The sequence below is a fragment of the Streptomyces thermovulgaris genome (genome assembly GCF_002155915.1).
In the GTDB taxonomy this organism is placed as follows: domain Bacteria; phylum Actinomycetota; class Actinomycetes; order Streptomycetales; family Streptomycetaceae; genus Streptomyces; species Streptomyces thermovulgaris.
Map to the genome: position 1 here is coordinate 15,651 of NZ_MUME01000107.1, position 20,929 is coordinate 36,579.

Annotated in this window: 21 protein-coding genes; 10 read left to right on the plus strand and 11 right to left on the minus strand. The window is 73.1% G+C overall.

All coding sequences use genetic code 11. The features are described 5' to 3' along the window. Positions 1–59: 59 nt before the first annotated feature. The 3 genes from CCN35_RS11185 (at position 60) to CCN35_RS11195 (ending at position 3,740) form a co-directional block, all read left to right on the plus strand. On the plus strand, positions 60–794 hold the full coding sequence (locus CCN35_RS11185) for a class F sortase (RefSeq protein WP_067394741.1): 735 nt from the start codon (positions 60–62) through the stop codon (positions 792–794). Positions 795–1,187: 393 nt separating this feature from the next. Next, complete coding sequence (locus tag CCN35_RS11190) at positions 1,188–2,576, plus strand: aldehyde dehydrogenase family protein (RefSeq protein ID WP_067394744.1); 1,389 nt, start codon at positions 1,188–1,190, stop codon at positions 2,574–2,576. 81 nt (positions 2,577–2,657) lie between these two features. Beyond that, entirely contained in the window at positions 2,658–3,740 is a 1,083-nt protein-coding gene (locus tag CCN35_RS11195) for a zinc-binding dehydrogenase (RefSeq protein ID WP_067394747.1), read from the plus strand. Positions 3,741–3,865: 125 nt separating this feature from the next. On the opposite strand, the gene CCN35_RS11200 is transcribed toward CCN35_RS11195, so the two are convergent. Beyond that, on the minus strand, positions 3,866–4,576 hold the full coding sequence (locus tag CCN35_RS11200; RefSeq protein ID WP_086792447.1) for an ArsR/SmtB family transcription factor: 711 nt from the start codon (positions 4,574–4,576) through the stop codon (positions 3,866–3,868). Positions 4,577–4,771: 195 nt separating this feature from the next. Between CCN35_RS11200 and CCN35_RS11205 the strand changes: the two genes are divergently transcribed. Both CCN35_RS11205 and CCN35_RS11210 read left to right on the plus strand, forming a co-directional pair. After that, on the plus strand, positions 4,772–5,053 hold the full coding sequence (locus tag CCN35_RS11205) for a YiaA/YiaB family inner membrane protein (protein WP_086792449.1): 282 nt from the start codon (positions 4,772–4,774) through the stop codon (positions 5,051–5,053). 96 nt (positions 5,054–5,149) lie between these two features. Then, on the plus strand, positions 5,150–5,848 hold the full coding sequence (locus CCN35_RS11210; RefSeq protein WP_236560623.1) for a TetR/AcrR family transcriptional regulator: 699 nt from the start codon (positions 5,150–5,152) through the stop codon (positions 5,846–5,848). A 143-nt stretch (positions 5,849–5,991) separates the two neighbouring features. Here the strand turns inward: CCN35_RS11210 and CCN35_RS11215 are convergent, their stop codons facing one another. Continuing rightward, complete coding sequence (locus CCN35_RS11215) at positions 5,992–6,453, minus strand: MaoC family dehydratase (protein ID WP_067394752.1); 462 nt, start codon at positions 6,451–6,453, stop codon at positions 5,992–5,994. A gap of 110 nt (positions 6,454–6,563) precedes the next feature. Here CCN35_RS11215 and soxR point away from each other — a divergent pair, with 110 nt between their 5' ends. Beyond that, positions 6,564–7,040 (plus strand): redox-sensitive transcriptional activator SoxR, encoded by a 477-nt coding sequence (gene soxR, locus CCN35_RS11220; protein WP_086792451.1) that lies wholly within the window; start codon positions 6,564–6,566, stop codon positions 7,038–7,040. A gap of 173 nt (positions 7,041–7,213) precedes the next feature. Here soxR and CCN35_RS11225 read toward each other — a convergent pair whose 3' ends face one another. Beyond that, entirely contained in the window at positions 7,214–7,816 is a 603-nt protein-coding gene (locus CCN35_RS11225) for a hypothetical protein (RefSeq protein ID WP_067394759.1), read from the minus strand. Between the two features lie 287 nt (positions 7,817–8,103). On the opposite strand from CCN35_RS11225, the gene CCN35_RS11235 reads away from it, so the two are divergent. Then, on the plus strand, positions 8,104–10,935 hold the full coding sequence (locus tag CCN35_RS11235) for a penicillin acylase family protein (protein ID WP_067394765.1): 2,832 nt from the start codon (positions 8,104–8,106) through the stop codon (positions 10,933–10,935). A gap of 156 nt (positions 10,936–11,091) precedes the next feature. Here CCN35_RS11235 and CCN35_RS11240 read toward each other — a convergent pair whose 3' ends face one another. Then, positions 11,092–12,333, minus strand: coding sequence for an exo-beta-N-acetylmuramidase NamZ family protein (locus CCN35_RS11240; protein WP_067394768.1), 1,242 nt, complete (start codon positions 12,331–12,333; stop codon positions 11,092–11,094). 170 nt (positions 12,334–12,503) lie between these two features. Here CCN35_RS11240 and CCN35_RS11245 point away from each other — a divergent pair, with 170 nt between their 5' ends. Together CCN35_RS11245 and CCN35_RS11250 are read left to right on the plus strand one after the other, a co-directional pair. Beyond that, on the plus strand, positions 12,504–13,268 hold the full coding sequence (locus tag CCN35_RS11245; protein ID WP_067394771.1) for an SDR family oxidoreductase: 765 nt from the start codon (positions 12,504–12,506) through the stop codon (positions 13,266–13,268). Between the two features lie 207 nt (positions 13,269–13,475). After that, positions 13,476–14,069: a TetR/AcrR family transcriptional regulator gene (locus CCN35_RS11250; RefSeq protein ID WP_067394774.1), complete on the plus strand. Its 594-nt coding sequence runs from the start codon at positions 13,476–13,478 to the stop codon at positions 14,067–14,069. 185 nt (positions 14,070–14,254) lie between these two features. Here CCN35_RS11250 and CCN35_RS11255 read toward each other — a convergent pair whose 3' ends face one another. The 7 genes from CCN35_RS11255 to CCN35_RS11285 form a co-directional block, all read right to left on the minus strand. Further along, positions 14,255–15,469 carry an acyl-CoA dehydrogenase family protein gene (locus tag CCN35_RS11255; RefSeq protein ID WP_067394777.1) on the minus strand — a complete coding sequence of 405 codons (1,215 nt, stop codon included), beginning with the start codon at positions 15,467–15,469 and terminating at the stop codon, positions 14,255–14,257. 5 nt (positions 15,470–15,474) lie between these two features. Next, positions 15,475–16,497, minus strand: a complete 1,023-nt coding sequence (locus CCN35_RS11260) for a phosphotransferase family protein (RefSeq protein WP_067394780.1) — start codon at positions 16,495–16,497, stop codon at positions 15,475–15,477. Between the two features lie 122 nt (positions 16,498–16,619). Continuing rightward, positions 16,620–16,952, minus strand: coding sequence for a DUF202 domain-containing protein (locus CCN35_RS11265; RefSeq protein WP_067394783.1), 333 nt, complete (start codon positions 16,950–16,952; stop codon positions 16,620–16,622). After that, positions 16,949–17,341, minus strand: coding sequence for a YidH family protein (locus CCN35_RS11270; RefSeq protein WP_067394785.1), 393 nt, complete (start codon positions 17,339–17,341; stop codon positions 16,949–16,951). Before CCN35_RS11270 ends, CCN35_RS11265 begins: the two co-directional genes overlap by 4 nt. A 116-nt stretch (positions 17,342–17,457) precedes the next feature. Next, a complete protein-coding gene (locus CCN35_RS11275) occupies positions 17,458–17,973 on the minus strand; it encodes an NUDIX hydrolase (RefSeq protein ID WP_067394788.1) in 516 nt (171 codons plus the stop codon). A 257-nt stretch (positions 17,974–18,230) separates the two neighbouring features. Further along, entirely contained in the window at positions 18,231–19,628 is a 1,398-nt protein-coding gene (locus tag CCN35_RS11280) for a GntP family permease (RefSeq protein WP_086792453.1), read from the minus strand. A 115-nt stretch (positions 19,629–19,743) separates the two neighbouring features. Further along, positions 19,744–20,250 carry a gluconokinase gene (locus tag CCN35_RS11285; RefSeq protein ID WP_067394794.1) on the minus strand — a complete coding sequence of 169 codons (507 nt, stop codon included), beginning with the start codon at positions 20,248–20,250 and terminating at the stop codon, positions 19,744–19,746. Between the two features lie 143 nt (positions 20,251–20,393). Between CCN35_RS11285 and CCN35_RS11290 the strand changes: the two genes are divergently transcribed. After that, a partial coding sequence (locus CCN35_RS11290; protein ID WP_086792457.1) for a FadR/GntR family transcriptional regulator occupies positions 20,394–20,929 on the plus strand: 536 nt, incomplete at its 3' end.

Consider the following 20,929-nt stretch of genomic DNA (forward strand, 5'->3'; position numbering starts at 1 on the left):
CCGGGCGCGGGCGCAGGCCCTGGTACCGGACCCGCGCCTACCGCCTCGCCAGGACGGCCGTGCTCGCGGTCCTCCTGGTGATGGCGGGCACCCGGTGCGAGGGAACGGGCGAGCGCACCGCGGCGGACCGGGCCGGCGGACCCGCCGTCACGGCGCCGGCCCCCCCGGCCCCCTCCGGCACGGACGACACGGGCAGGAGCAAGGACGACGAGGGCGAGGAGAAGGGGAAGGCCAAGGACAAGGGCAAGGACAAGGGCAAGACCGGCGGCGCGCAGGGCAACGGCCGGTCCGCCTCCCCGCGCCCCACCGCGCCGTCCTCGTCCCCGCCCGCGCCGCTGCCCAGGTCCCGGGCGACCACCCTGCGCATTCCCTCCCTCGGCGTCGACGCACCCGTCGTCGGACTCGGCCTCGACGCCGACCGGCGGCTGGAGACGCCCCCGGCCGACGACCCCAACCTGGTCGGCTGGTACAAGGACGGGCCCACCCCCGGGGAACGCGGCACGGCGGTCGCGGTGGGACACCGCGACACCAGGAAGGGCGCCGCCGTCTTCGCCGCGCTCGGCCGGATCGAGCCGGGCCGGACCATCGAGGTGCGGCGCGCGGACGGCCGTACCGCCGTCTACACCGTGGACAAGGTACGGGTCTTCGACAAGGACCGCTTCCCCGACAAGGAGGTGTACGGCCCCACCCGCCGCCCCGAGCTCCGCGTCATCACCTGCGGCGGCCTCTACACCCACCGGGCCGGCTACTCCAGCAATGTCGTCGTCTTCGCCCATCTGACCGCGACGAAGTGACACCCGGCCAGTCCCGCGCACGGCCGCTTTCCTCCGCAGCCCCTCCGGCCTTCTCCGGGCTTCTCCCCGGGGCTCCCGGGTCTTCCAGGTCTCCCCGGGGACTCTCCCGGGCGGACCGGAGCACCCGACCGGATCCGGGACACCGGGGCCCGCCCGCCGGCCGGTTCGGCGGCGCCGGTGCGAGGATGCGGCCCCGGACCGTCTCCCGTCGCTGTGCCCCTCCCGGGCCCGGGCGCCTTCCGGTCCCCAAGGAGCCGGAGGAGTACGCCGCCCCGGCCCGGAGCGTCCGGTGACCGAAAAGCGTCGGTGCCGGCACGAGGAGCCATCGGTAGGTTGTGACGCGTACGACGCATTCCGCCCCACGCGTACGACGCGCCCGTCCCGAGGAGCACGATGAAGGCACATGACGGCATGTACATCGACGGCGCCTGGCGCCCCGCCGCGGGCAAGGACGTCATCGAGGTGGTGAACCCGGCCGACGAGCAGGTCATCGCCACCGTGCCGGCGGGCACCGCCGAGGACGTGGACGCGGCCGTGCGCGCCGCCCGCGCCGCCCTCCCCGGCTGGGCCGCGACGCCGCCCGCCGAGCGGGCCGCCCGCCTGGCCGCCCTGCGGGACGTGCTGGTGGCCCGCGAGGAGGAGATCGCCGAGACCGTCACCGCCGAGCTCGGCTCGCCGCTCGCCTTCTCCCGGACGGTCCATGTGGGCGTGCCGATCGCGGTCGCCGGCTCCTACGCCGACCTCGCGGCGACGTACGTCTTCGAGGAGAAGGTGGGCAACTCCACCGTGTACCACGAGCCGGTCGGCGTGGTCGGTGCGATCACCCCCTGGAACTACCCGCTGCACCAGATCGTCGCCAAGGCCGCCCCGGCGCTGGCCGCGGGCTGCACGATCGTGCTGAAGCCGGCCGAGGACACCCCGCTCACCGCCCGGCTCCTCGCCGAGGCAGTCCATGAGGCCGGGGTTCCGGCGGGTGTCCTCAACCTGGTCACCGGCCTCGGTCCGGTCGCCGGGCAGGCCCTCGTCGAGCACCCGGACGTCGATCTGGTCTCCTTCACCGGCTCCACGGCCGTCGGCCGGCGGATCGGCGCGACGGCGGGCGCCGCCGTCAAGCGGGTCGCCCTGGAGCTGGGCGGCAAGTCCGCCAACGTCATCCTGCCGAGCGCGGATCTGGCCCGGGCCGTCAACGTCGGTGTCGCCAATGTGATGGCCAACTCCGGCCAGACGTGCAGCGCCTGGACCCGGATGCTGGTGCACCGCGACCAGTACGACGAGGCCGTCGAGCTCGCCGCGACGGCCGCCGCGAAGTACGGCGACCGCATCGGCCCGCTGGTGAGCGCCGCACAGCGGGCACGCGTGCGCGGTTACATCGAGAAGGGGATCGCCGAGGGCGCCCGCCTGGTCGCCGGCGGACCCGAATCCCCGCGGGACAAGGGCTACTTCGTCAGCCCCACCGTCTTCGCCGACGTCACCCCCGAGATGACCGTCGCCCAGGAGGAGATCTTCGGTCCGGTCCTGTGCGTCCTGCGCTACGAGGACGAGGAGGACGCCCTGCGCATCGCCAACGGCACGGTCTACGGTCTCGCCGGGGCCGTCTGGGCGGGCGACGAGGCCGAGGCGGTGGCCTTCGCCCGCCGCATGGACACCGGCCAGGTCGACATCAACGGCGGCCGCTTCAACCCCCTGGCCCCCTTCGGCGGCTACAAGCAGTCCGGCGTCGGCCGTGAACTCGGCACCTACGGCCTGGCCGAGTACCTGCAGACCAAGTCCCTCCAGTTCTAGGCGCTTTCAGCCCCAGGCCCTCCGACTTCAGCCTCTCGTCCCCTGTCCCTCCGTCCCCCGTCCCAAGGGAGTCACCACGTCATGGCCGTACGTGCCGCCGTCCTGCCCGCCATCGGCTCCCCGCTGGAGATCACTCGGATCGAGCTGCCGGAGCCCGGCCCCGGCCAGGTCCGGGTCCGGCTGGCCGCCGCCGGGGTCTGCCACTCGGACCTGTCGCTGAGCAACGGCACGATGCGGGTGCCGGTGCCGGCCGTGCTCGGTCACGAGGGCGCGGGAACCGTCCTCGCCGTCGGCGAGGGGGTCACCCATGTCGCACCGGGCGACGCCGTCGTCCTCAACTGGGCGCCGTCGTGCGGGGAGTGCCACAGCTGTGCGCTCGGTGAGGTGTGGCTGTGCGCCAACGCGCTGAACGGCATCGCCGGCGTCCACGCCCGCACCACCGACGGCACCGAACTGCACCCCGGTCTCAACGTCGCCGCCTTCGCCGAGGAGACGGTCGTCGCCTCCTCCTGCGTCCTGCCCCTTCCGGACGGGGTCCCGCTCACCGACGCCGCGCTTCTCGGCTGCGCCGTCCTCACCGGATACGGAGCCGTCCACCACTCGGCGAAGGTGCAGCCGGGGGAGACCGTCGCGGTGTTCGGCGTCGGCGGCGTCGGCCTGGCCGTCCTCCAGGCCGCCCGGATCGCGGGCGCGGCCAGGATCGTCGCCGTCGACGTGACCCCGCAGAAGGAGGAGCTGGCCCGCCGTGCGGGCGCCACGGACTACCTCCTCGCCTCCGGGAACACGCCCCGCGAGATCCGCGCCCTCACCGGCGGACAGGGCGTCGACGTCTCCGTCGAGTGCGTGGGCCGCGCGGCCAGCATCCGCGCCGCCTGGGACTCCACCCGCCGCGGCGGCCGTACGACGGTCGTCGGCATCGGCGGCAAGGACCAGCAGGTCACCTTCAACGCCCTGGAGATCTTCCACTGGGGCCGCACCCTGACCGGCTGCGTCTACGGCAACTCCGACCCGGCCAAGGACCTGCCCGTGCTCGCCGCCCATGTCCGTGCCGGCCGCCTGGACCTGGGCGCCCTGGTGACCGAACGGATCGCCCTGGACGGCATTCCGGCCGCCTTCGAGACCATGCTGGCGGGCAAGGGAGGACGGGCCCTGGTGGTCTTCTGACCCCGGTGGTCCGCTGACCGCCGCCGTGGACCGGGCGCCCGGTCCACGGCGGGGAAAGCGCCCGTGGCGAGAAGAGTCCGCCGGACGGCCGCCGGCTTCCCGGCCTCGGGACCGCGTGCGGGAACTCAGCGCAGTGCCGCCGCCTCGATCCCCAGCAGCTCCGCCAGGGCCCGCTCGCCCGCCGCCGTGACCCTCACCGCGCGCCCGGAGCCGATGCGTACGCACCAGCCCGCGTCGAAGGCGTGCCGGCACAGGGCCGCACCGGCGGCCCCCGCGAGATGAGGGCGCCGCTCCGTCCAGTCCAGGCAGGCCCGGGCCAGCGGACGCCGGCTTCTGCGGTCCAGTCCGATGCCCAGGGCGTCGAACCAGGCCAGCCCCGCGTCCGTGAGCGCGAAACCGGTGTCCTGCCGCAGCAGCCCCCGCGCGGCCAGCGCGTCCGTCACCACGATGCCCAGCCGTCCCGCGAGATGGTCGTAGCAGGTGCGGCCGCGGGCCATCGCCGACGCGGCGCCGGCCTCCCGCAGCGTGCGCGGCCGGTGCACGGCCTCCGGGGCGATCCGGGCGGCCAGGTCCTCCACCAGCTGGGCGACCTCCGCACCGGCCAGACGTACATAGCGGTGCCGCCCCTGCCGCTCCTCGGCCAGCAGCCCGCCGGCGACGAGCTTGTCCAGATGCTCGCTGAGCGTGGAGGCGGCGACCCCCGCGTGCCGGGCCAGCTCCCCGGCCGTCCACGCCCGTTGGTCGAGCAGCGCCAGCAGACACGCGGCGCGGGTCTCGTCGGCGAGCAGCCCGGCGAGCGCGGCGAGGGCCCGTGCCCGGGCGTCCTTGGCAGTCACGTGCTCCAGGATGGGGCACCCGTGCTTCGGCCGTCGCCGAAGTGCGCCCCGCGGTCCGCGTCGTCCGGCCGTGCTGCTGCTCGTCCTGCCCTGCCGCCCGGCCCCCGGGGACCGGGTCCCCGGGGGGCTGCCGAGCACGGGAACCGGGCATCCCGGCGGATGCGGCCCCGGCCACACCCGCCGATGCCTGCCGGCATGAGCGGCACACCGATCAAGCAGCAGAGCACGGCTGCCTTCCACGCTCAGGCCGTCGTCTCCTTCGCGGTCTCCCTGGCGGCCACCGCCATCGGCACCGTCCGACTGGACGCCGGGGTGCGGGCCCTCCTGGCCGTCGCCGTCCTGTATCCGGTCACCTCCGCCCTCACCCTCGCCAAGGTCATCAGGGACCGCCAGGAGGCCGGACGGCTCGCCAACCGGGCCGACCAGGCCCGTCCGGAAGAACTCCTCGCCGCGCACGACCCGTTCGAGAAACCGTGATCCGGTTGCGTCACTCCACCGTCCCGGGGACGCTAAGCGCCCGCTCATCCTCGGCGGTATGGTGGACCCCTTGAGGCAGAGAGGGGCAAGCAAGCGATGAGTACGGCGGAGGAGAGGGCCGACAGCGACCTGCAGTCGTGGGCCGAGGTCACCCCGGACGCGGCCCGGCGGCTGCTGCTGGCCGCCGTGGAGGCCTTCGCCGAGCGGGGCTACCACGCGACGACGACGCGCGACATCGCGAGCCGGGCCGGAATGAGCCCGGCCGCGCTCTACATCCACTACAAGACCAAGGAAGAGCTGCTCCACCGCATCAGCCGGATCGGCCACGAGAAGGCACTGGAGATCCTGCGCACGGCCGCCCGGCGCGAGGGCAGCGCGACCGAGCGGCTCGCCGACGCCGTGAGCTCCTTCGTCCGCTGGCACGCCAGGGGGCGCACCACCGCGCGGGTCGTCCAGTACGAGCTGGACTCCCTCGGGCCGGACGCCCGCGCGGAGATCCTCGCGCTGCGCCGCCAGGTCGACGCCGAGGTCCGCGGGATCATCGAGGAGGGGGCGGCCTCGGGCGAGTTCGACGTCCTGGACGTCCAGGGCACCACGCTGGCCGTGCTGTCCCTGTGCATCGACGTCGCCCGCTGGTTCAACGTCGACGGTCCCCGCACCCCGGAGGAGATCGGCGAGCTCTACGCCGACCTGGTGCTGCGGATGGTCGGGGCCAAGAAGGCCGGGCACGGGGTCGGGAAGGCCGAGGGGCAGGGCCGGATCCCCGTGGACGGTCCCGGTCCCCGTGGACGATGATCCCTGCGGACGGCCCGGACCGTTCCGTGGCCGACCCGGGGTCCGCTGTCCCCGCGGGGGCCCGGATCCCGTGGGCTGCGGCCGGACCGCGGGCAGCGACCGGCGGTGACTACAGGTAGTACCGGACCGTCGACCAACGGTGACTACAGGTAGTACCGGACCACCGACTCCGCCACGCACACCGGCTTGTCGCCGCCCTCGCGCTCCACGGTGAAGGCGACGGTCACCTGCACCCCGCCCGGCACCTCCTCCACGCCGGTGATCACGGCGGTGCTGCGCAGCCGCGAGCCGACCGGCACGGGGGCGGGGAAGCGGACCTTGTTGGTGCCGTAGTTGACGCCCATCCGCACACCCTCGACCTTGATCAGCTGCGGCCCGAACAGCGGGAGCAGCGACAGGGTGAGATAGCCGTGGGCGATGGTGGTGCCGAAGGGGCCCGCGGCGGCCTTCTCCGGGTCCACATGGATCCACTGGTGGTCGCCGGTCGCCTCCGCGAACAGGTCGATCCGCTTCTGGTCGATCTCCAGCCAGTCGGTGTAACCCAGCTGTTCGCCCACCGCCGCCTTCAGGTCCTCGACGGACGTGAAGATCCTCGGCTCTGCCATGTGCCCGGCCTCCGCATCGCACATCATCTCTAAGCGACTGCTTAGCATGGTCGGGTGGGAGGCCCCTGTCAATGGACCGGACGGGGGGCGCGGTGGGTAGGCTCTCACGAGTGCCCCAGATCCCCGAGAAGATCCACGAACTGACCGTCGGCCAGGTGGCCGCACGCAGCGGCGCCACGGTCTCCGCCCTGCGCTTCTACGAGTCCAAGGGGCTGATCAAGAGCCGTCGCACGGCGGGCAATCAGCGCCGTTACTCCCGTGACACCCTGCGCCGGGTCGCCTTCGTCCGGGCCGCGCAGCGCGTCGGCATCCCGCTCGCCACGATCCGCGAGGCGCTCGCCCGGCTGCCCGAGGAACGCACTCCCACCCGGGAGGACTGGGCCCGCCTCTCCGCGGCCTGGCGCTCCGAGCTGGACGAGCGCATCAAGCAGCTCAGCCGCCTCCGCGACCATCTCACCGACTGCATCGGCTGCGGCTGTCTGTCCCTGGACACCTGCGTCCTGTCCAACCCGGACGACGTCTTCGGCGAACGTCTGACGGGCTCGCGTCTGATGGTGGAGCGCGGGAGCGGGGACACGTCCGCGTGACTGCGGGCACGCCGGATCCGGCCGCCCGGATCCGGCGTCCCGGCCGGCCCGCGGGCGTGCCGGCCCGCTCCCGCGCTGTTCCCGTCCTGCCGCACCGGCGGTCCCCCGGCCGCCGGGCGGGCATCACGGCCGCACCGGCGGCCGTGCGGCAGGACCGGCGCACCCCGGCGTGCTCAGGCGGACACCAGCAGCTCCCCCCGCCGGGCGTGCTCCAGGGCCTCGGGGGTGAGGACCGGACGCGGCACCAGGATTCCGCACCGTGTGCAGACGGGGCCGGACGACGGCTCGTGGTCCAGGTCGTACGTCCAGACCAGCCGCTCCCCGCCGCACACCGGGCACGCCGTGCCCGGTTCGCGCTCCAGCGCGGCGATCAGCCGGCGCAGCACCTCGGCCAGCGGCTCGTGCGGGTGCACCCGTGGGTCGTCGCACCAGGCCACCCCGAAACCGCCCCAGGTCATCCGGTGCCAGTCGTCCACGCTGCCGGGCCTGCGCAGCCCCTCGTGCTTCTCCTTCTTGCGGCGCCTGGCGAACTCCACCTCGTAGGCGAGCCACACCGCACGCGCCTCCTCCAGCTCCTCCAGTGCGGCCACGAGCCGCGCCGGATCGGGGGACCTGTCCTCGGGGTCGAACCCCGCCCTGGAGCACAGATGGTCCCAGGTCGCCCTGTGTCCGTACGGCGCGAACCGCTCCAGACACTTGCGCAGCGAGTAGCGCCGCAGCGCCAGGTCGCACCGCGGGTCCCTCACCTGTCTCGCCAGACTCCGGAAACCGGCCATCTCCGCACCTCCGTCACATCCGCACCTGCGTGCTGCGGTCACCGCGGCGCCGTACGGCGTCCCCCGCACCGGGGCGGCGGCCGAAACCGTCGCGCGGACGTACCGCACCGGCACCGCCGTAGAGACGTGCCGGCACCCGATCCGGCTCCATCGGTTTTCCGATGTCCGCCATAACGCCGCCCTGGTTGACCTTCACGAAGTGCTTCCAAAAAGTGACGCATGTTCATTTTCCAGCCCGGGGATACCGACGGTAACGTCCTGCCCTCACCCTGTCGGGAGGAGCCGCCATGCCACGGCGCACCCCACACAGCGCGCTCGACAGACCGAGAGCTCCCCGCAGATTCCACGGGTTCCTGAAGGCCGCCTCCGTATGCGTCCTCGTGACCGGTCTTTTGTCTCCGCTCTCCCCGGCGGCGGCAGCCGGGACGGCCGCGGAAGCGGCCGGCGAGGCGACCACGGGAGCCGTCGGCGGAGCGGCGGCCGCGAACGACTACTGCGGCGGCCGGTGCTCCGACATCCTGCCGCCCGGCGAGAACGGCAGCGCCACCCTCGCCCAGATCCTCCTCAACCAGGCCTTCGGCATCCTGCCCGGCCACGCCGGGGACCAGCTCGGCCCGTACGCCGACCTGGCCAAGGGCTACCCGGCGCTCACCGACGACAAGATCAACTCCTTCTTCAACGACGCCTCGTTCGGCGTCCCGCCCGACCAGGTCGCCTCCACCGTCAGACCCGCGGGCCGCAGCGATGTGACCATCGTCCGCGACAAGAGGACCGGAGTGCCGCACATCACGGGCACCACCCGCTACGGCACCGAGTTCGGCGCGGGGTACGCCGCCGCCGAGGACCGGCTGTGGGTCATGGACTTATTCCGGCGCGTCGGCCGCGGACAGCTGACCCCCTTCGCCGGCGGCGCACCCGCCAACCAGCAGCTGGAGCAGGAGTTCTGGCGCAACGCGCCCTACACCGAGGCCGAGCTCCAGGCGCAGATCGAGGGCGCGGCGGCCCGCCACGGCGCCCGCGGACAGCAGGCCCTCGCCGACGCCCAGGCCTACATCGACGGCATCAACGCCTACATCGACGCCTCCGACTCCGGCCGCTACTTCCCCGGCGAATACGTCCTGACCGGCCACAAGGACGCGATCACCAACGCCGGCACCATCGAACACTTCAAGATCACCGACCTGGTCGCACTGGGCTCCGTGATCGGCGCCCTGTTCGGCTCCGGCGGGGGCGGGGAGGTCGACAACGCGCTGTCCCTGCTGGCCGCCCAGTCGAAGTACGGCCTCGAGGAGGGCACCCGGATCTGGGAGTCCTTCCGTCAGCGCAACGACCCCGAGGCCGTCCTCACCGTGCACGACGGCAAGCGCTACCCGTACGCCGGCAGGCCCGACGATCCCCGGGGCGCGGCCCTGCCCGACGCCGGCTCCGTGGTCCGGGAGCCGCTGATCCACCAGCGCACCGGCAGCGCGGCGACCGCCGCCGCGAAGCGCGCCTCCGACGCGGCCGCGAGGAACGCCCTCTCCTCCGCCCGGCGCGGCATGTCCAACGCCCTCGTCGTCAGCGGCAGGCACACCGCGAGCGGCCACCCGATCGCCGTCTTCGGCCCGCAGACCGGCTACTTCGCCCCCCAGCTGCTGATGCTCCAGGAGATCCAGGGCCCGGGCATCAGCGCCCGCGGCGCCGCCTTCGCCGGTCTGAGCATGTACGTCGCCCTCGGCCGCGGCCAGGACTACGCGTGGAGCGCCACGACCTCCGGCCAGGACATCATCGACACCTACGCCGTCGAACTGTGCCAGGACGACCACCACTACCTGTACCGCGGCACCTGCACGCCCATGGAGAAGGTCGAGCGGACCAACTCCTGGAAGCCCACCGTCGCCGACTCCACCCCGGCCGGCTCCTACACCATGCGGGTGTGGCGCACCAAGTACGGCCCCGTCACCCACCGCGCCACCGTCGGCGGGAAGAAGGTCGCCTACACCACCCTGCGCTCCTCCTTCCTGCGCGAGGCCGACTCGATCGTCGGCTTCCAGATGCTCAACGACCCCGGCTTCGTCAAGGGCCCGGAGGACTTCCAGAAGGCCGTGCAGCACATCAACTACACGTTCAACTGGTTCTACGCCGACTCCGAGCACACCGCGTACTACAACAGCGGCGACAACCCGGTGCGGGCGAGCGGCGTGGACCCCGACTTCCCGGTGTGGGCCCGGCCGGCGTACGAGTGGCGCAACTGGGACCCGGCCACCAACGGCGCCGACCACACCCCGCCCTCCGCCCACCCGAACTCGATCGACCAGGACTACTACATCTCCTGGAACAACAAGCTGGCCCTGGACTACAGCTCCGCCGCCTGGGGCGAGGGCTCGGTGCACCGCGGCGACCTGCTCGAGGACCGGGTGAGGAAACTGGTCGAGGCCGGCGGGGTCACCCGTGCCGCGCTGGTGCGGGCGATGGCGGACGCGGCCCTGACCGACCTGCGGGGAGAGGACGTCCTGCCCGGCCTGCTCGAGGTGATCAACAGTGCGCCGGTCACCGACCCCACGGCCTCGGCGGCCGTGAGCAAGCTGCAGGACTGGCTGGCCGCGGGCGCCCGGCGCACCGAGACCTCGGCCGGGAGCAGGAGATACGCGCACGCCGACGCCATCCGGATCCTGGACGCCTGGTGGCCGCTGCTGGTGAGGGCCCAGTTCGAACCGGGCCTCGGCAGCGACCTCTACACCGCCTTCACCGTCAACCTGCCGATCGACGAGTCGCCGTCGGCCGCACACGGCCCGACCGGCGCGCACGCCGGAAGCTCCTTCCAGTTCGGCTGGTGGAGCTACGTCGACAAGGACATCCGGGCGGTGCTCGGCAAGCCCGTGCGGGGGCCGCTCGCACGGAAGTTCTGCGGGAACGGCGATCTCGCCGCCTGCCGGGACGTGCTGATCGGCACCCTGAAACAGGCCGCCGGAACGCCTGCGGCCCAGGTCTACCCCGGGGACGACCAGTGCGCGGCGGGCGACCAGTGGTGCGCCGACTCGATCGTCCAAAGGCCCCTGGGCGGCATCAAGCACGCCAGGATCAGCTGGCAGAACCGGCCCACCTTCCAGCAGGTCGTGGAGTTCACCGGCCACCGGTAGACCGGGGGCGGCGGGCCGTGTCCGCGGACACGGCCCGCCGGCTGCCGGGGCCGGCCCGGAGGGGAGCCGGCCCCGGCACGGCGCGGCCAGCTCGGGGAGTCACCCGGGCGACCGGGCGGCTCGGGCGCTTCAGTCGTTTCAGGCACCTCGGGCACCTCAGTCGTAAAGGAGGTACTCCTTCCGCACCTTCCGGAACGCGGCCAGCTCCTGCCGCCAGCCGGCCACCACCTCGTCGGCGGTCGCCCCGGCGTCGATCATCGTGCGCACCCGGGCGGAGCCGGTGAGCTTGTCGATCCAGTGGTCCGGGCGCCAGGCGAAGCCGCTCCAGACCCGCTTGGCGGTCACCAGCAGCGCGATCCCGGTCCGCACGGGGTCGTAGACGGTCCGGTCGTGCACATGGATCTGCACCCCGCCGACCGTCGTGCCCTGGAACTTGGAGAAGGCGGGCGTGAAGTACGCCTCCCTGAAGTGCACGCCCGGCAGGCGCAGGGCGTTCGCCGCGGCGGCCCAGCGCCCGTCGATCCCCTCCGCGCCGAGCAGCTCGAAGGGACGGGTGGTGCCGCGGCCCTCGGACAGGTTCGTGCCCTCGAACAGACACGTCCCCGCGTACACCAGGGCGGTGTCGGGGGTCGGCATGTTCGGGCTCGGCGGCACCCAGGGAAGCCCGGTGGCGTCGTGGAACCACGACCGCCTCCAGCCGGTCATCGGCACGGTCTCCAGCGGCACCGGTGCGGGCAGGAACTCCCCGTTGAACAGGCGCGCCAGCTCGGCGACCGTCATGCCGTGCGCCTGCGCGATCGGCTGCCGTCCGACGAAGCTCGCGAACTCCCGGTGCAGCACCGGCCCCAGGGCCTCGCGCCCGGTCACCGGGTTCGGCCGGTCCAGCACCACGAACCGCTTGCCGGCCAGGACGGCGGCCTCCATGCAGTCGTACAGCGTCCAGATGTACGTGTAGAAGCGGGCCCCCACGTCCTGGATGTCGAAGACGACCGTGTCCACGCCGGAGGCGGTGAAGACGTCGGCCAGGGACTGCCCGCTCTTGAGATAGGTGTCGTACACCGGAAGCCCGGTGGCCGGGTCGTCGTGACGCCCCTCGGAGCCGCCCGCCTGCGCGGTGCCCCGGAAGCCGTGCTCGGGGCCGAAGACGGCGACCAGCTCCACCCGGGGATCGGCGTGCATGACGTCCACGACATGCCGTACCTCCCGGGTGACGCCGGTCGGATTGGTGACGATCCCGACCCGCTGCCCGCGCAGCGGCGCGTAGCCGCCGGCGGCCAGACGCTCGAAGCCGGTCCGTAACCGCTCGCGCCCGTGGTGCCCGGCCGCGGACGCCGCCGGTGCGGACGCCGCGACGGCCGCCGTGGCCGCCGCGAGCACACCTCGTCTGGACATGCGCATGGATGACCTCCAGGGAGTGGACGGTGCGTGGACGGTGCGAACCGCGTGCCCCGCGGTGCCGCGGTCCCCTCCCACGGTGCTGCGCCCGCCCCTTCCCCGGCACATACCGACCGGTTAGTCTGGCGCGGAGCCGCGGGGAGCCCGTGTCGCAGCCATGCGGAAGGAGACCGATGATGGAAGCCGTGCGGGATGCGGGAGTGGTCGTCACCGGCGCCGGCGGGGGCATCGGCGCCGCGCTGGCCCGCCGGTTCGCCGCCGAGGGGGCACGGGTCGTGGTCAACGACCTCGACGCCTCCAGGGCGGAGGCCGTGGCCCGGGAGATCGGCGGCATCGCGGTGCCCGGCGACGCCTCCGCGATCGTGGCCGGGGCCCGTGACGCGCTCGGCGGCACGGTCGACGTCTACTGCGCCAACGCGGGTCTGCCGTCCGCCGGTTCGGAGGCGGCCGACGAGGAGGTCTGGGCGCGTGCCTGGGACGTCCATGTCATGGCCCACGTCCGCGCCGCCAGGGCGCTGCTCCCCGCCTGGCTGGAACGCGGCAGCGGCCGGTTCGTCTCCACCGTCTCCGCGGCCGGGCTGCTCACCATGATCGGCGCCGCCCCGTACACCGTCACCAAGCACGGTGCCCTCGCCTTCGCCGAGTGGCTGTCGCTGACCTACCGTCACCGCGGGATCAAGGTGCACGCGATCTGCCCGCAGGGGGTGCGCACCGCCATGCTGGAGGACGCCGGCAGCGCGGGCGACCTGGTGCTCCGGCCGACCGCGATCGAGCCCGAGGACGTGGCCGACGCCCTGTTCAAGGGGATGGAGGAGGACCGCTTCCTGATCCTGCCGCACCCCGAGGTCGCCGGTTTCCACCGGGCCCGGGCCGCCGACCCCGACCGCTGGCTGACGGGCATGAACCGTCTCCAGCGCACCTGGGAGGAGACCCGGTGACCGCCTCCCGCCCCCGCGCCACCGCCGGGACGGTCCCGGCCGCACCTGCCGCACGCCGCGGGAGGAGACCGGCCGCCCGTGCGCATCCGCGGCGGGCCGCGAGCCTGCCGGACGCGCCGGGGGCGGCAAGTGGGAAGATCCTCCGTCGGGAGTTTCCTTCCCGGGAGCACGGCAGCGAGCAGGACCACGAAAGGCGGGTGGCGGCAGGTGCCCAGGACGACGGACTCGGATGACACTCCGGTGCCGCAGCGGCTCCTGGCCGCCGCCACCCGGCTCTTCGCCGAACAGGGCTACGACCGCACCTCGGTGCAGGAGATCGTCGAGGCGGCCGGTGTCACCAAGGGGGCGCTCTACCACTACTTCGGCTCCAAGGAGGACCTGCTGCACGAGGTGTACGCGCGGGTGCTGCGCCTGCAGCAGGAGCGCCTGGACGCCTTCGCGGACGCCGACGAGCCAGTCGAGAAACGGCTGCGGGACGCGGCGGCGGACGTGGTGGTGACCACCATCGAGAACCTCGACGACGCGATGATCTTCTTCCGCTCGATGCACCATCTGAGCCCGGAGAAGAACCGGCAGGTGCGCGCCGAGCGCCGGCGCTACCACGAACGCTTCCGCGCGCTCGTCGAGGAGGGCCAGCGGACGGGCGTCTTCTCCACGGCGACCCCGGCCGACCTGGTGGTCGACTACCACTTCGGCTCGGTCCACCACCTGGCGACCTGGTACCGCCCGGACGGCCCGCTGAGCCCCCGGGAGGTCGCCGACCACATGGCGGACCTGCTGATGCGCGCGCTGCGCCCGTAGGGGCCGGCGCCGTCGGCCCGTCCGGCTTCCGTCCGGTTCCGGGGACGCCGGGGACGGAGGTCCGCGGAAGTCCGCGCGGCGCCGAGGAGGACCGGGGCCGCAGAGACCCGGGGACGTCGGGGACACGGTCCCCGAAACGGGCGGGGACGGCGGGGCGAGGACCTTTCCCCGGCCGTCCCCTCCCGTCACAGATACTTCCTCAGTTCCCGCCGTGCCAGCGATCGCTGATGGACCTCGTCCGGACCGTCCGCGATCATCAGCGTGCGCGCCGCCGCGTACAGCTCCGCCAGCGGGTAGTCCTGGCTGACCCCTCCCGCGCCGTACAGCTGGATCGCCCGGTCGATGATGTCCACCACCGCCCGCGGCGTGGCGATCTTGATGGCCTGGATCTCGGTGTGCGCGCCCCGGTTGCCCACGGTGTCCATCAGCCACGCCGTCTTCAGCACCAGCAGCCGCAGCTGCTCGACGGTCACCCGTGCGTCCGCGATCCAGTTCTGCACCACACCCTGCCGGGCCAGCGGCTTGCCGAACGCCGTACGGGACACCGCCCGCCGGCACATCAGCTCGATCGCCCGCTCGGCCATGCCGATCAGCCGCATGCAGTGGTGGATGCGGCCCGGACCGAGGCGCGCCTGCGCGATGGCGAACCCGCCGCCCTCCTCGCCGACGAGATGGGACACCGGCACGCGCGCGTGGTCGAACACCACCTCGGCGTGACCGCCGTGGGCGTGGTCCTCGTACCCGAACACCTGCATCGCCCGTGCGACGGTGACACCGGGCGTGTCGCGCGGCACGAGCACCATGGACTGCTGACGGTGGGGGTCCGGCCCGTCCGGGTCCGTCTTCCCCATCACGATGAAGATCGCGCAGTCCGGGTGCATCGCGCCCGAGATGTACCACTTGCGGCCGGTGATGACGTACTCGTCGCCGTCCCGCTCGATGCGCGTGGTGATGTTGGTGGCGTCCGAGGAGGCCACCTCCGGCTCGGTCATCGCGAACGCCGAACGGATCTCACCGGCGAGCAGGGGCTCGAGCCACTGCTTCTTCTGCCACGCGTCGCCGAACTGCGCGAGCAGCTCCATGTTGCCCGTGTCCGGTGCCGCGCAGTTGGTGGCGAGGGGCGCCAGCTGCGGGGAGCGGCCGGTGATCTCGGCGAGCGGGGCGTACTGGAGGTTGGTCAGCCCGGCGCCGTACTCGGCGTCCGGCAGGAAGAGGTTCCACAGACCCTGCCGGCGCGCCTCGGCCTTCAGCTCCTCCACCACGGGCGGGGTGTCCCAGGGGGAGGGCAGCGCGGCCCGCTGCTCCCGGGCCACCGCCTCGGCCGGGTAGACGTACTCGTCCATGAAGGCCAGCAGCCGGGAGCGCAGTTCCTCGGTGCGCGCGTCGAACGCGAAGTCCATGTCGCTCAGCCCTCCCGAAGAGCGGTCAGTCCGTGGTCGATGAAGGCGGGGACCAGGTCGCCGATGCGGTCGAAGCCGCGCCCGACCGTCCGGCCGAGCGTGTACCGGTAGTGGATGCCCTCCAGGATCACGGCCAGCTTGAAGCAGGCGAACGCCGTGTACCAGGACACGGCCGACACGTCGCGCCCCGACCGCGCGGCGTACCGCTCGATCAGCTCGGCGGGGGAGGGGTGGCCGGGGGCCAGGGCGGTGGTGGAGACGGGCGAGTCCGGCAGGACCGGCGGCCGGCTGTACATCGCCAGCAGGCCCAGGTCGGTCAGCGGGTCGCCGAGTGTGGACATCTCCCAGTCGAGGACCGCCGTGATCCGGTCGTCGGCCCCGATCAGGACGTTGTCGAGCCGGTAGTCGCCGTGCACCACGGCCGGCGCGGGGGAGCCGGGCAGGGTGCGTCCGAGCGCCGCGTGCAGCTCGTCGATGCCGGGGAGGTCGCGGCTGCGGGAGGCGTCCAGCTGCTTGCTCCAGCGCCTCAGCTGCCGGTCCAGGAAGCCCTCGGGCCGGCCGAAGCCGGCGAGGCCCACCTCGGCGGGGTCCACCGCGTGCAGCTCGACGAGGGTGTCCACCAGCGACAGCACGGCGTTCCGGGTGCGCTCCTCGCCCAGCGGGGCGAGCTGCTCCGCGGTGCGGTACGGGGTGCCCTCGACGAACTCCATGACGTAGAACGGCGCGCCCAGCACCTCCTCGTCCTCGCACAGCAGCAGCGGGCGCGGCACCGGCACGGCGGTCGGGTGCAGGGCGCTGATCACCCGGTGCTCGCGCCTCATGTCGTGGGCGGTGGCCAGGACGTGGCCGAGCGGGGGACGGCGTACGACCCATCGCGAGGTGCCGTCCGAGACCGCGTACGTCAGGTTCGACCGGCCGCCCTCGATCAGCCGGGCGGTCAGGGGGCCCTGGGCCAGGCCGGGCAGCTCCCGGTCGAGCAGGCCGCGCAGCCGGTCGAGGTCGAGTCCGGGCGGGTGGTCGGGGCTCATGGGCGCTCCTGTGGACGGGGGCGGGACGCGACCATGATGCCGACCGGTCGGTATGCCGTCCAGTGTGCCCGTCGGACGTGACCGTCGCCACAGGGACCGGGCGACGGGGACGGGTGCGGGGGCTAGAGGACCAGCGCCGCCGCGCAGACCGCCACGGCGACCGTGCACAGGACCGCCGCCGTGGCGTGCCGGGCGGCGAGGGCCGGAGGGGGGCCCGGCCGGGCGAGGGCGCGGATGCGGAGCTGGGCGAGCAGGAGGAAGGCCGCCCACAGGACGCAGCACAGGGCGGTGACGGCGAGACCGGGGGCGGACGGGCCGCCGTGCAGGGCCGACCGTGCGGCGAGGGCGGTGACGACGGTGCAGGCCAGAGTCGTGCGCCGCCAGGCCAGCCGGGTCCGTTCCGGCTGCAGACCGGGGTCCCGGCCGGGGTCCGGGGGCCGCGTCCCCGTGCTCATGCGGCCCATCCGGCGAACACGACGACGACCATGACGACGGCCACGGCCGTGACGAGCAGGCTCAGCACGGCCGGGAAGCGCGAGGCGGGCAGGTCCTCGCCGCGGCGCATGGCCCGCTCGCAGCGCACCCAGTGGTCGACCGCGCGCAGGGAGCACAGCACACCCGCGCCCAGCAGGGCGAGGGCGAGCCCGATGCGCCAGCCCTGGGGCAGACGGGGCAGGAACTGGTCCACCGCGAAGCCGCCGGCGATCAGGGCGAGGGCGGTGCGCAGCCAGGCGAGAAAGGTGCGCTCGTTCGCCAGGGAGAAGCGGTAGTCGGGGGTGCTGCCCTCCTTGCGGACCTCCTCGGGGGCGAACCACAACCGGACGTTCCGTACGAAGTCGATCACGCGAGGGACTCTAGGGGCTGCCGTCCGGCTCGTGCCGCGGGGCGGGGGGGCGGCGCGGTCGCGCGGCACCGCCCGCCGGGACCAGGCCCGGTGAGGGGCGGCACCCCGAGGGCCGCTCAGTGCGCGGACCTGTACGCCTTCAGCCGTTCGTAGGCGGCCAGCCCGTCCGGCACCCACTCCCACTCCCGCAGACGGCGCTCCACCTCGCCCTCGGACAGGAAGCCGTACCAGGCGACCTCCTCGGCCTGCGGCCGCACCGGCAGATCGCAGCGGACCTGGTAGACCGCCGACCACCAGGTGTGGCCGGCGCCGTCGTCGTACAGGAACTTGAACAGGTGCTCGGGGCGGGGCAGTCCCGTCACCCCCAGCTCCTCCTCGGCCTCGCGCAGGGCCGCGTCGTCGTAGGTCTCGCCGGCCCCGACGACCCCGCCGACGAACATGTCGTACAGCGAGGGGAAGACCAGTTTGGCGGGCGTGCGCCGGTGCACGAAGAGCCGTCCCTCGGCGTTGCGCACCTGCACGAAGACACAGCGGTGACGCAGCTTCCTGGCGTACGCCTCCCCGCGCGGGAACTGCCCGATGACGCGGTCGTGCTCGTCGACGATGTCGAGGATCTCCTCCGCAGCGCTCATACGGCCATCCAATCAGCCCGCTCACCACCGGCGCGGCCGTCCGGCAGGCCCGTGTCCGGCGGCCGCGTCCGGCCGGGCCCGGACGGACGAGGGGCCGGTGGACCGCACGAGGTGGCCGACCGGCCGCGCTGCTCGTGGGGACACGTGGACCGGCCGCCGTGTGCACGACGGCCGGTCCCCGCGGTGCGGCCCACCCGCCCCGGAGGAAGGGCGGGTGGGCCGCGATCGCCGTACTCGGTGCGGGGCCCTCGGACCGCCTAGATCACCAGGGACAGCAGCAGGACCAGGGCACCGGCGACCACCGAGATGATCGTCTCCATGACCGACCAGCTCTTGACCGTCTGCCCGACGCTCATGCCGAAGTACTCCTTCACCAGCCAGAACCCGGCGTCGTTGACATGGCTGAAGAAGAGCGAGCCGGCACCGATGATCAGAACCAGCAGGGCGGTGTGGGTGGTCGACATGTCGGCCGCGAGCGGGGCGACCAGACCGGCCGCCGAGATGGTCGCCACGGTCGCCGAACCGGTCGCGAGCCGGATCGCCACCGCGATCAGCCAGGCCAGCAGCAGGGTCGGGATCGACCAGTCCTTGGATATGTCCAGGATCATCTGACCCACCCCGCAGTCGATCAGCGTCTGCTTGAAGCCGCCGCCCGCGCCGACGATCAGCAGGATGCCGGCGATGGGCATGAGGCTCGTGTCGACGGTCCGCGCGATCCGCTCCTTGCCGAACCCGGCCGGCAGGCCCAGCGTGAAGATGCCGGCGAGCACGGCGGCCAGCAGCGCGATCATCGGGGAGCCGACGATGTCGAAGACGCGCTGGGTCATGTTCCCGGGGTCGTCCACGACGATGTCGACCAGGGCCTTGGCCAGCATCAGGACCACCGGCAGCAGCACCGTGGCCAGGGTGATGCCGAAGCCGGGACGCCGCTCCAGCTCCTCCGACGGACGCTGGGGCAGCATCCGGTCGGGGACGGGGACGTCCACCCAGCGGGCCGCGAACCTGGAGAACAGCGGACCGGCGACGACCACCGTCGGAATGGCGACCAGGAGGCCGAGCGCCAGCGTGATGCCCAGGTTGGCGCCGACCGCGTCGATCGCCACCAGCGGACCGGGGTGCGGGGGGATCAGGCCGTGCATCACGGACAGACCGGCCAGCGCCGGGATGCCGATGCGCATCAGGGAGTAGTTGCCGCGCTTGGCCACCATCAGCACCACCGGGATCAGCAGCACGATGCCGACCTCGAAGAACAGCGGCAGACCGATCACGGAGGCGATCAGCACCATCGCCCACGGCATCGTCCGGCCCCGGGCCTTGGCCAGGATCGTGTCGACGATCTCGTCGGCGCCGCCGGAGTCGGCGAGCATCCTGCCGAGGATCGCGCCGAGGGCGATCAGCACGCCCACACCGGCGACGGTCGAGCCCAGGCCGGCGGTGAAGCTGCCGATGGCCTTGTCGAGCGGTGCCCCGGCGAGCGCGCCGAGCACCAGCGACCCGATGGTCAACGACAGGAAGGCGTGCAGCTTGTACCGGGTGATGAGAAGGACGATGACGGCGATGCCCGCCAGGACGGCGATGCCCAGCTGAGCGTGTCCGGCCGAGGTGATCGGCGGGGGCGCGTCCGCTGCCAGCATCTCGACGCTGAGTCTGGTCACGGTGTTCCCTTGCAGATGAGGTGGGGTGTCGGGGGAGTGGGGGTGCACCGCGGTCGGTGACCGCGGGGAGAGACGTCACCGCCGGAACGGCCGCGCCTCGGCCGGCCGCGTGGTGCTAGTCGAGGTCCTCCAGCGCGGCCAGGGCACGCGCGGTGATCTCCTCGGGGGTGCCGGAGATGTCGACCGCGACGCCCGGCTCGTCCGGCTGGAGCGGCTGCAGGGTGGCGAACTGGGAGTCCAGCAACGCCGTCGGCATGAAGTGACCCCGGCGGTTCGCCATGCGACGCTCGACGAGTTCCCGGTCGCCCGTCAGGTGGACGAACACGATGCCGGGAGCCGCGGCCCTCAGCCGGTCGCGGTACGACCGCTTCAGCGCCGAGCTGCTCACCACCCCGCCCCGGCCCGTCCGCCCGCGTGCCCAGGCGCCGATGGCGTCCAGCCACGGCCACCGGTCCTCGTCCTCGAGCGGGATCCCGGCCGTCATCTTGGCGATGTTGGCCTCGGGGTGGAAGTCGTCGCCCTCGGCGTACGGGACGCCGAGCCGGGCGGCCAGCAGCGGACCGATCGTGGTCTTGCCCGTGCCGGCCACGCCCATCACCACAACGACGTGGGGGGTGCGCATCACTGCCTCGCTGTCTTCCTCGACGAGCGACGTCGACGTCCGACGTCCGCCATACTGAAACCCATAGGTACGACAAATTCAAGAGTCTGTGACATATAAATCTGACTTTTGAGTCCCTTGATCCACGCCGTACCCTGTGGGGCATGAGCACACCGGGCCGGGGGCTGCACGGCCATGTACTGGACATCCTTGGCCCAGCCATCACCGCGGGGGAGTACCCGCCGGGCAGCGTGCTGAGAACCGACGAACTGGCACAGCGCTTCGAGGTGTCACGCTCCGTCATGCGCGAGGCGGTCCGCGTCCTGGAGTCCATGCGCCTGGTCGCCTCACGCCGCCGGGTCGGCGTGACCGTGCTGCCCCAGTCGGAGTGGAACGTCTACGACCCGCAGGTCATCCGCTGGCGTCTGGCGGGCGCCGACCGGCCCCGGCAGCTGCGCTCACTGACCGTGCTGCGCTCCGCGGTCGAGCCGGTCGCGGCCGGCCTGGCCGCCCAGCACGCCACCCCCGAGCAGTGCGCCGAACTCACCGAGTGCGCCCTGGGCATGGTGGCGAACTCGCGCGGCCACCGGCTGGAGGAGTACCTGGTGCACGACATCGCCTTCCACCGCGTGATCCTCACGGCCTCCGGCAACGAGATGTTCGCCCGCCTCGGCGACGTCGTCGCCGAGGCGGGCGAACA

Coding starts and splice junctions, on each gene's coding strand:
- CCN35_RS11235 (WP_067394765.1), top strand. CDS start 8,104: ATGCCACGGCGCACCCCACACAGCGCGCTCGACAGACCGAGAGCTCCC.
- CCN35_RS11260 (WP_067394780.1), bottom strand. CDS start 16,497: ATGAGCCCCGACCACCCGCCCGGACTCGACCTCGACCGGCTGCGCGGC.
- CCN35_RS11210 (WP_236560623.1), top strand. CDS start 5,150: ATGAGTACGGCGGAGGAGAGGGCCGACAGCGACCTGCAGTCGTGGGCC.
- CCN35_RS11265 (WP_067394783.1), bottom strand. CDS start 16,952: ATGAGCACGGGGACGCGGCCCCCGGACCCCGGCCGGGACCCCGGTCTG.
- CCN35_RS11190 (WP_067394744.1), top strand. CDS start 1,188: ATGAAGGCACATGACGGCATGTACATCGACGGCGCCTGGCGCCCCGCC.
- CCN35_RS11240 (WP_067394768.1), bottom strand. CDS start 12,333: ATGCGCATGTCCAGACGAGGTGTGCTCGCGGCGGCCACGGCGGCCGTC.
- CCN35_RS11245 (WP_067394771.1), top strand. CDS start 12,504: ATGATGGAAGCCGTGCGGGATGCGGGAGTGGTCGTCACCGGCGCCGGC.
- CCN35_RS11225 (WP_067394759.1), bottom strand. CDS start 7,816: ATGGCCGGTTTCCGGAGTCTGGCGAGACAGGTGAGGGACCCGCGGTGC.
- CCN35_RS11215 (WP_067394752.1), bottom strand. CDS start 6,453: ATGGCAGAGCCGAGGATCTTCACGTCCGTCGAGGACCTGAAGGCGGCG.
- CCN35_RS11285 (WP_067394794.1), bottom strand. CDS start 20,250: ATGCGCACCCCCCACGTCGTTGTGGTGATGGGCGTGGCCGGCACGGGC.
- CCN35_RS11255 (WP_067394777.1), bottom strand. CDS start 15,469: ATGGACTTCGCGTTCGACGCGCGCACCGAGGAACTGCGCTCCCGGCTG.
- CCN35_RS11205 (WP_086792449.1), top strand. CDS start 4,772: ATGAGCGGCACACCGATCAAGCAGCAGAGCACGGCTGCCTTCCACGCT.
- CCN35_RS11195 (WP_067394747.1), top strand. CDS start 2,658: ATGGCCGTACGTGCCGCCGTCCTGCCCGCCATCGGCTCCCCGCTGGAG.
- CCN35_RS11275 (WP_067394788.1), bottom strand. CDS start 17,973: ATGAGCGCTGCGGAGGAGATCCTCGACATCGTCGACGAGCACGACCGC.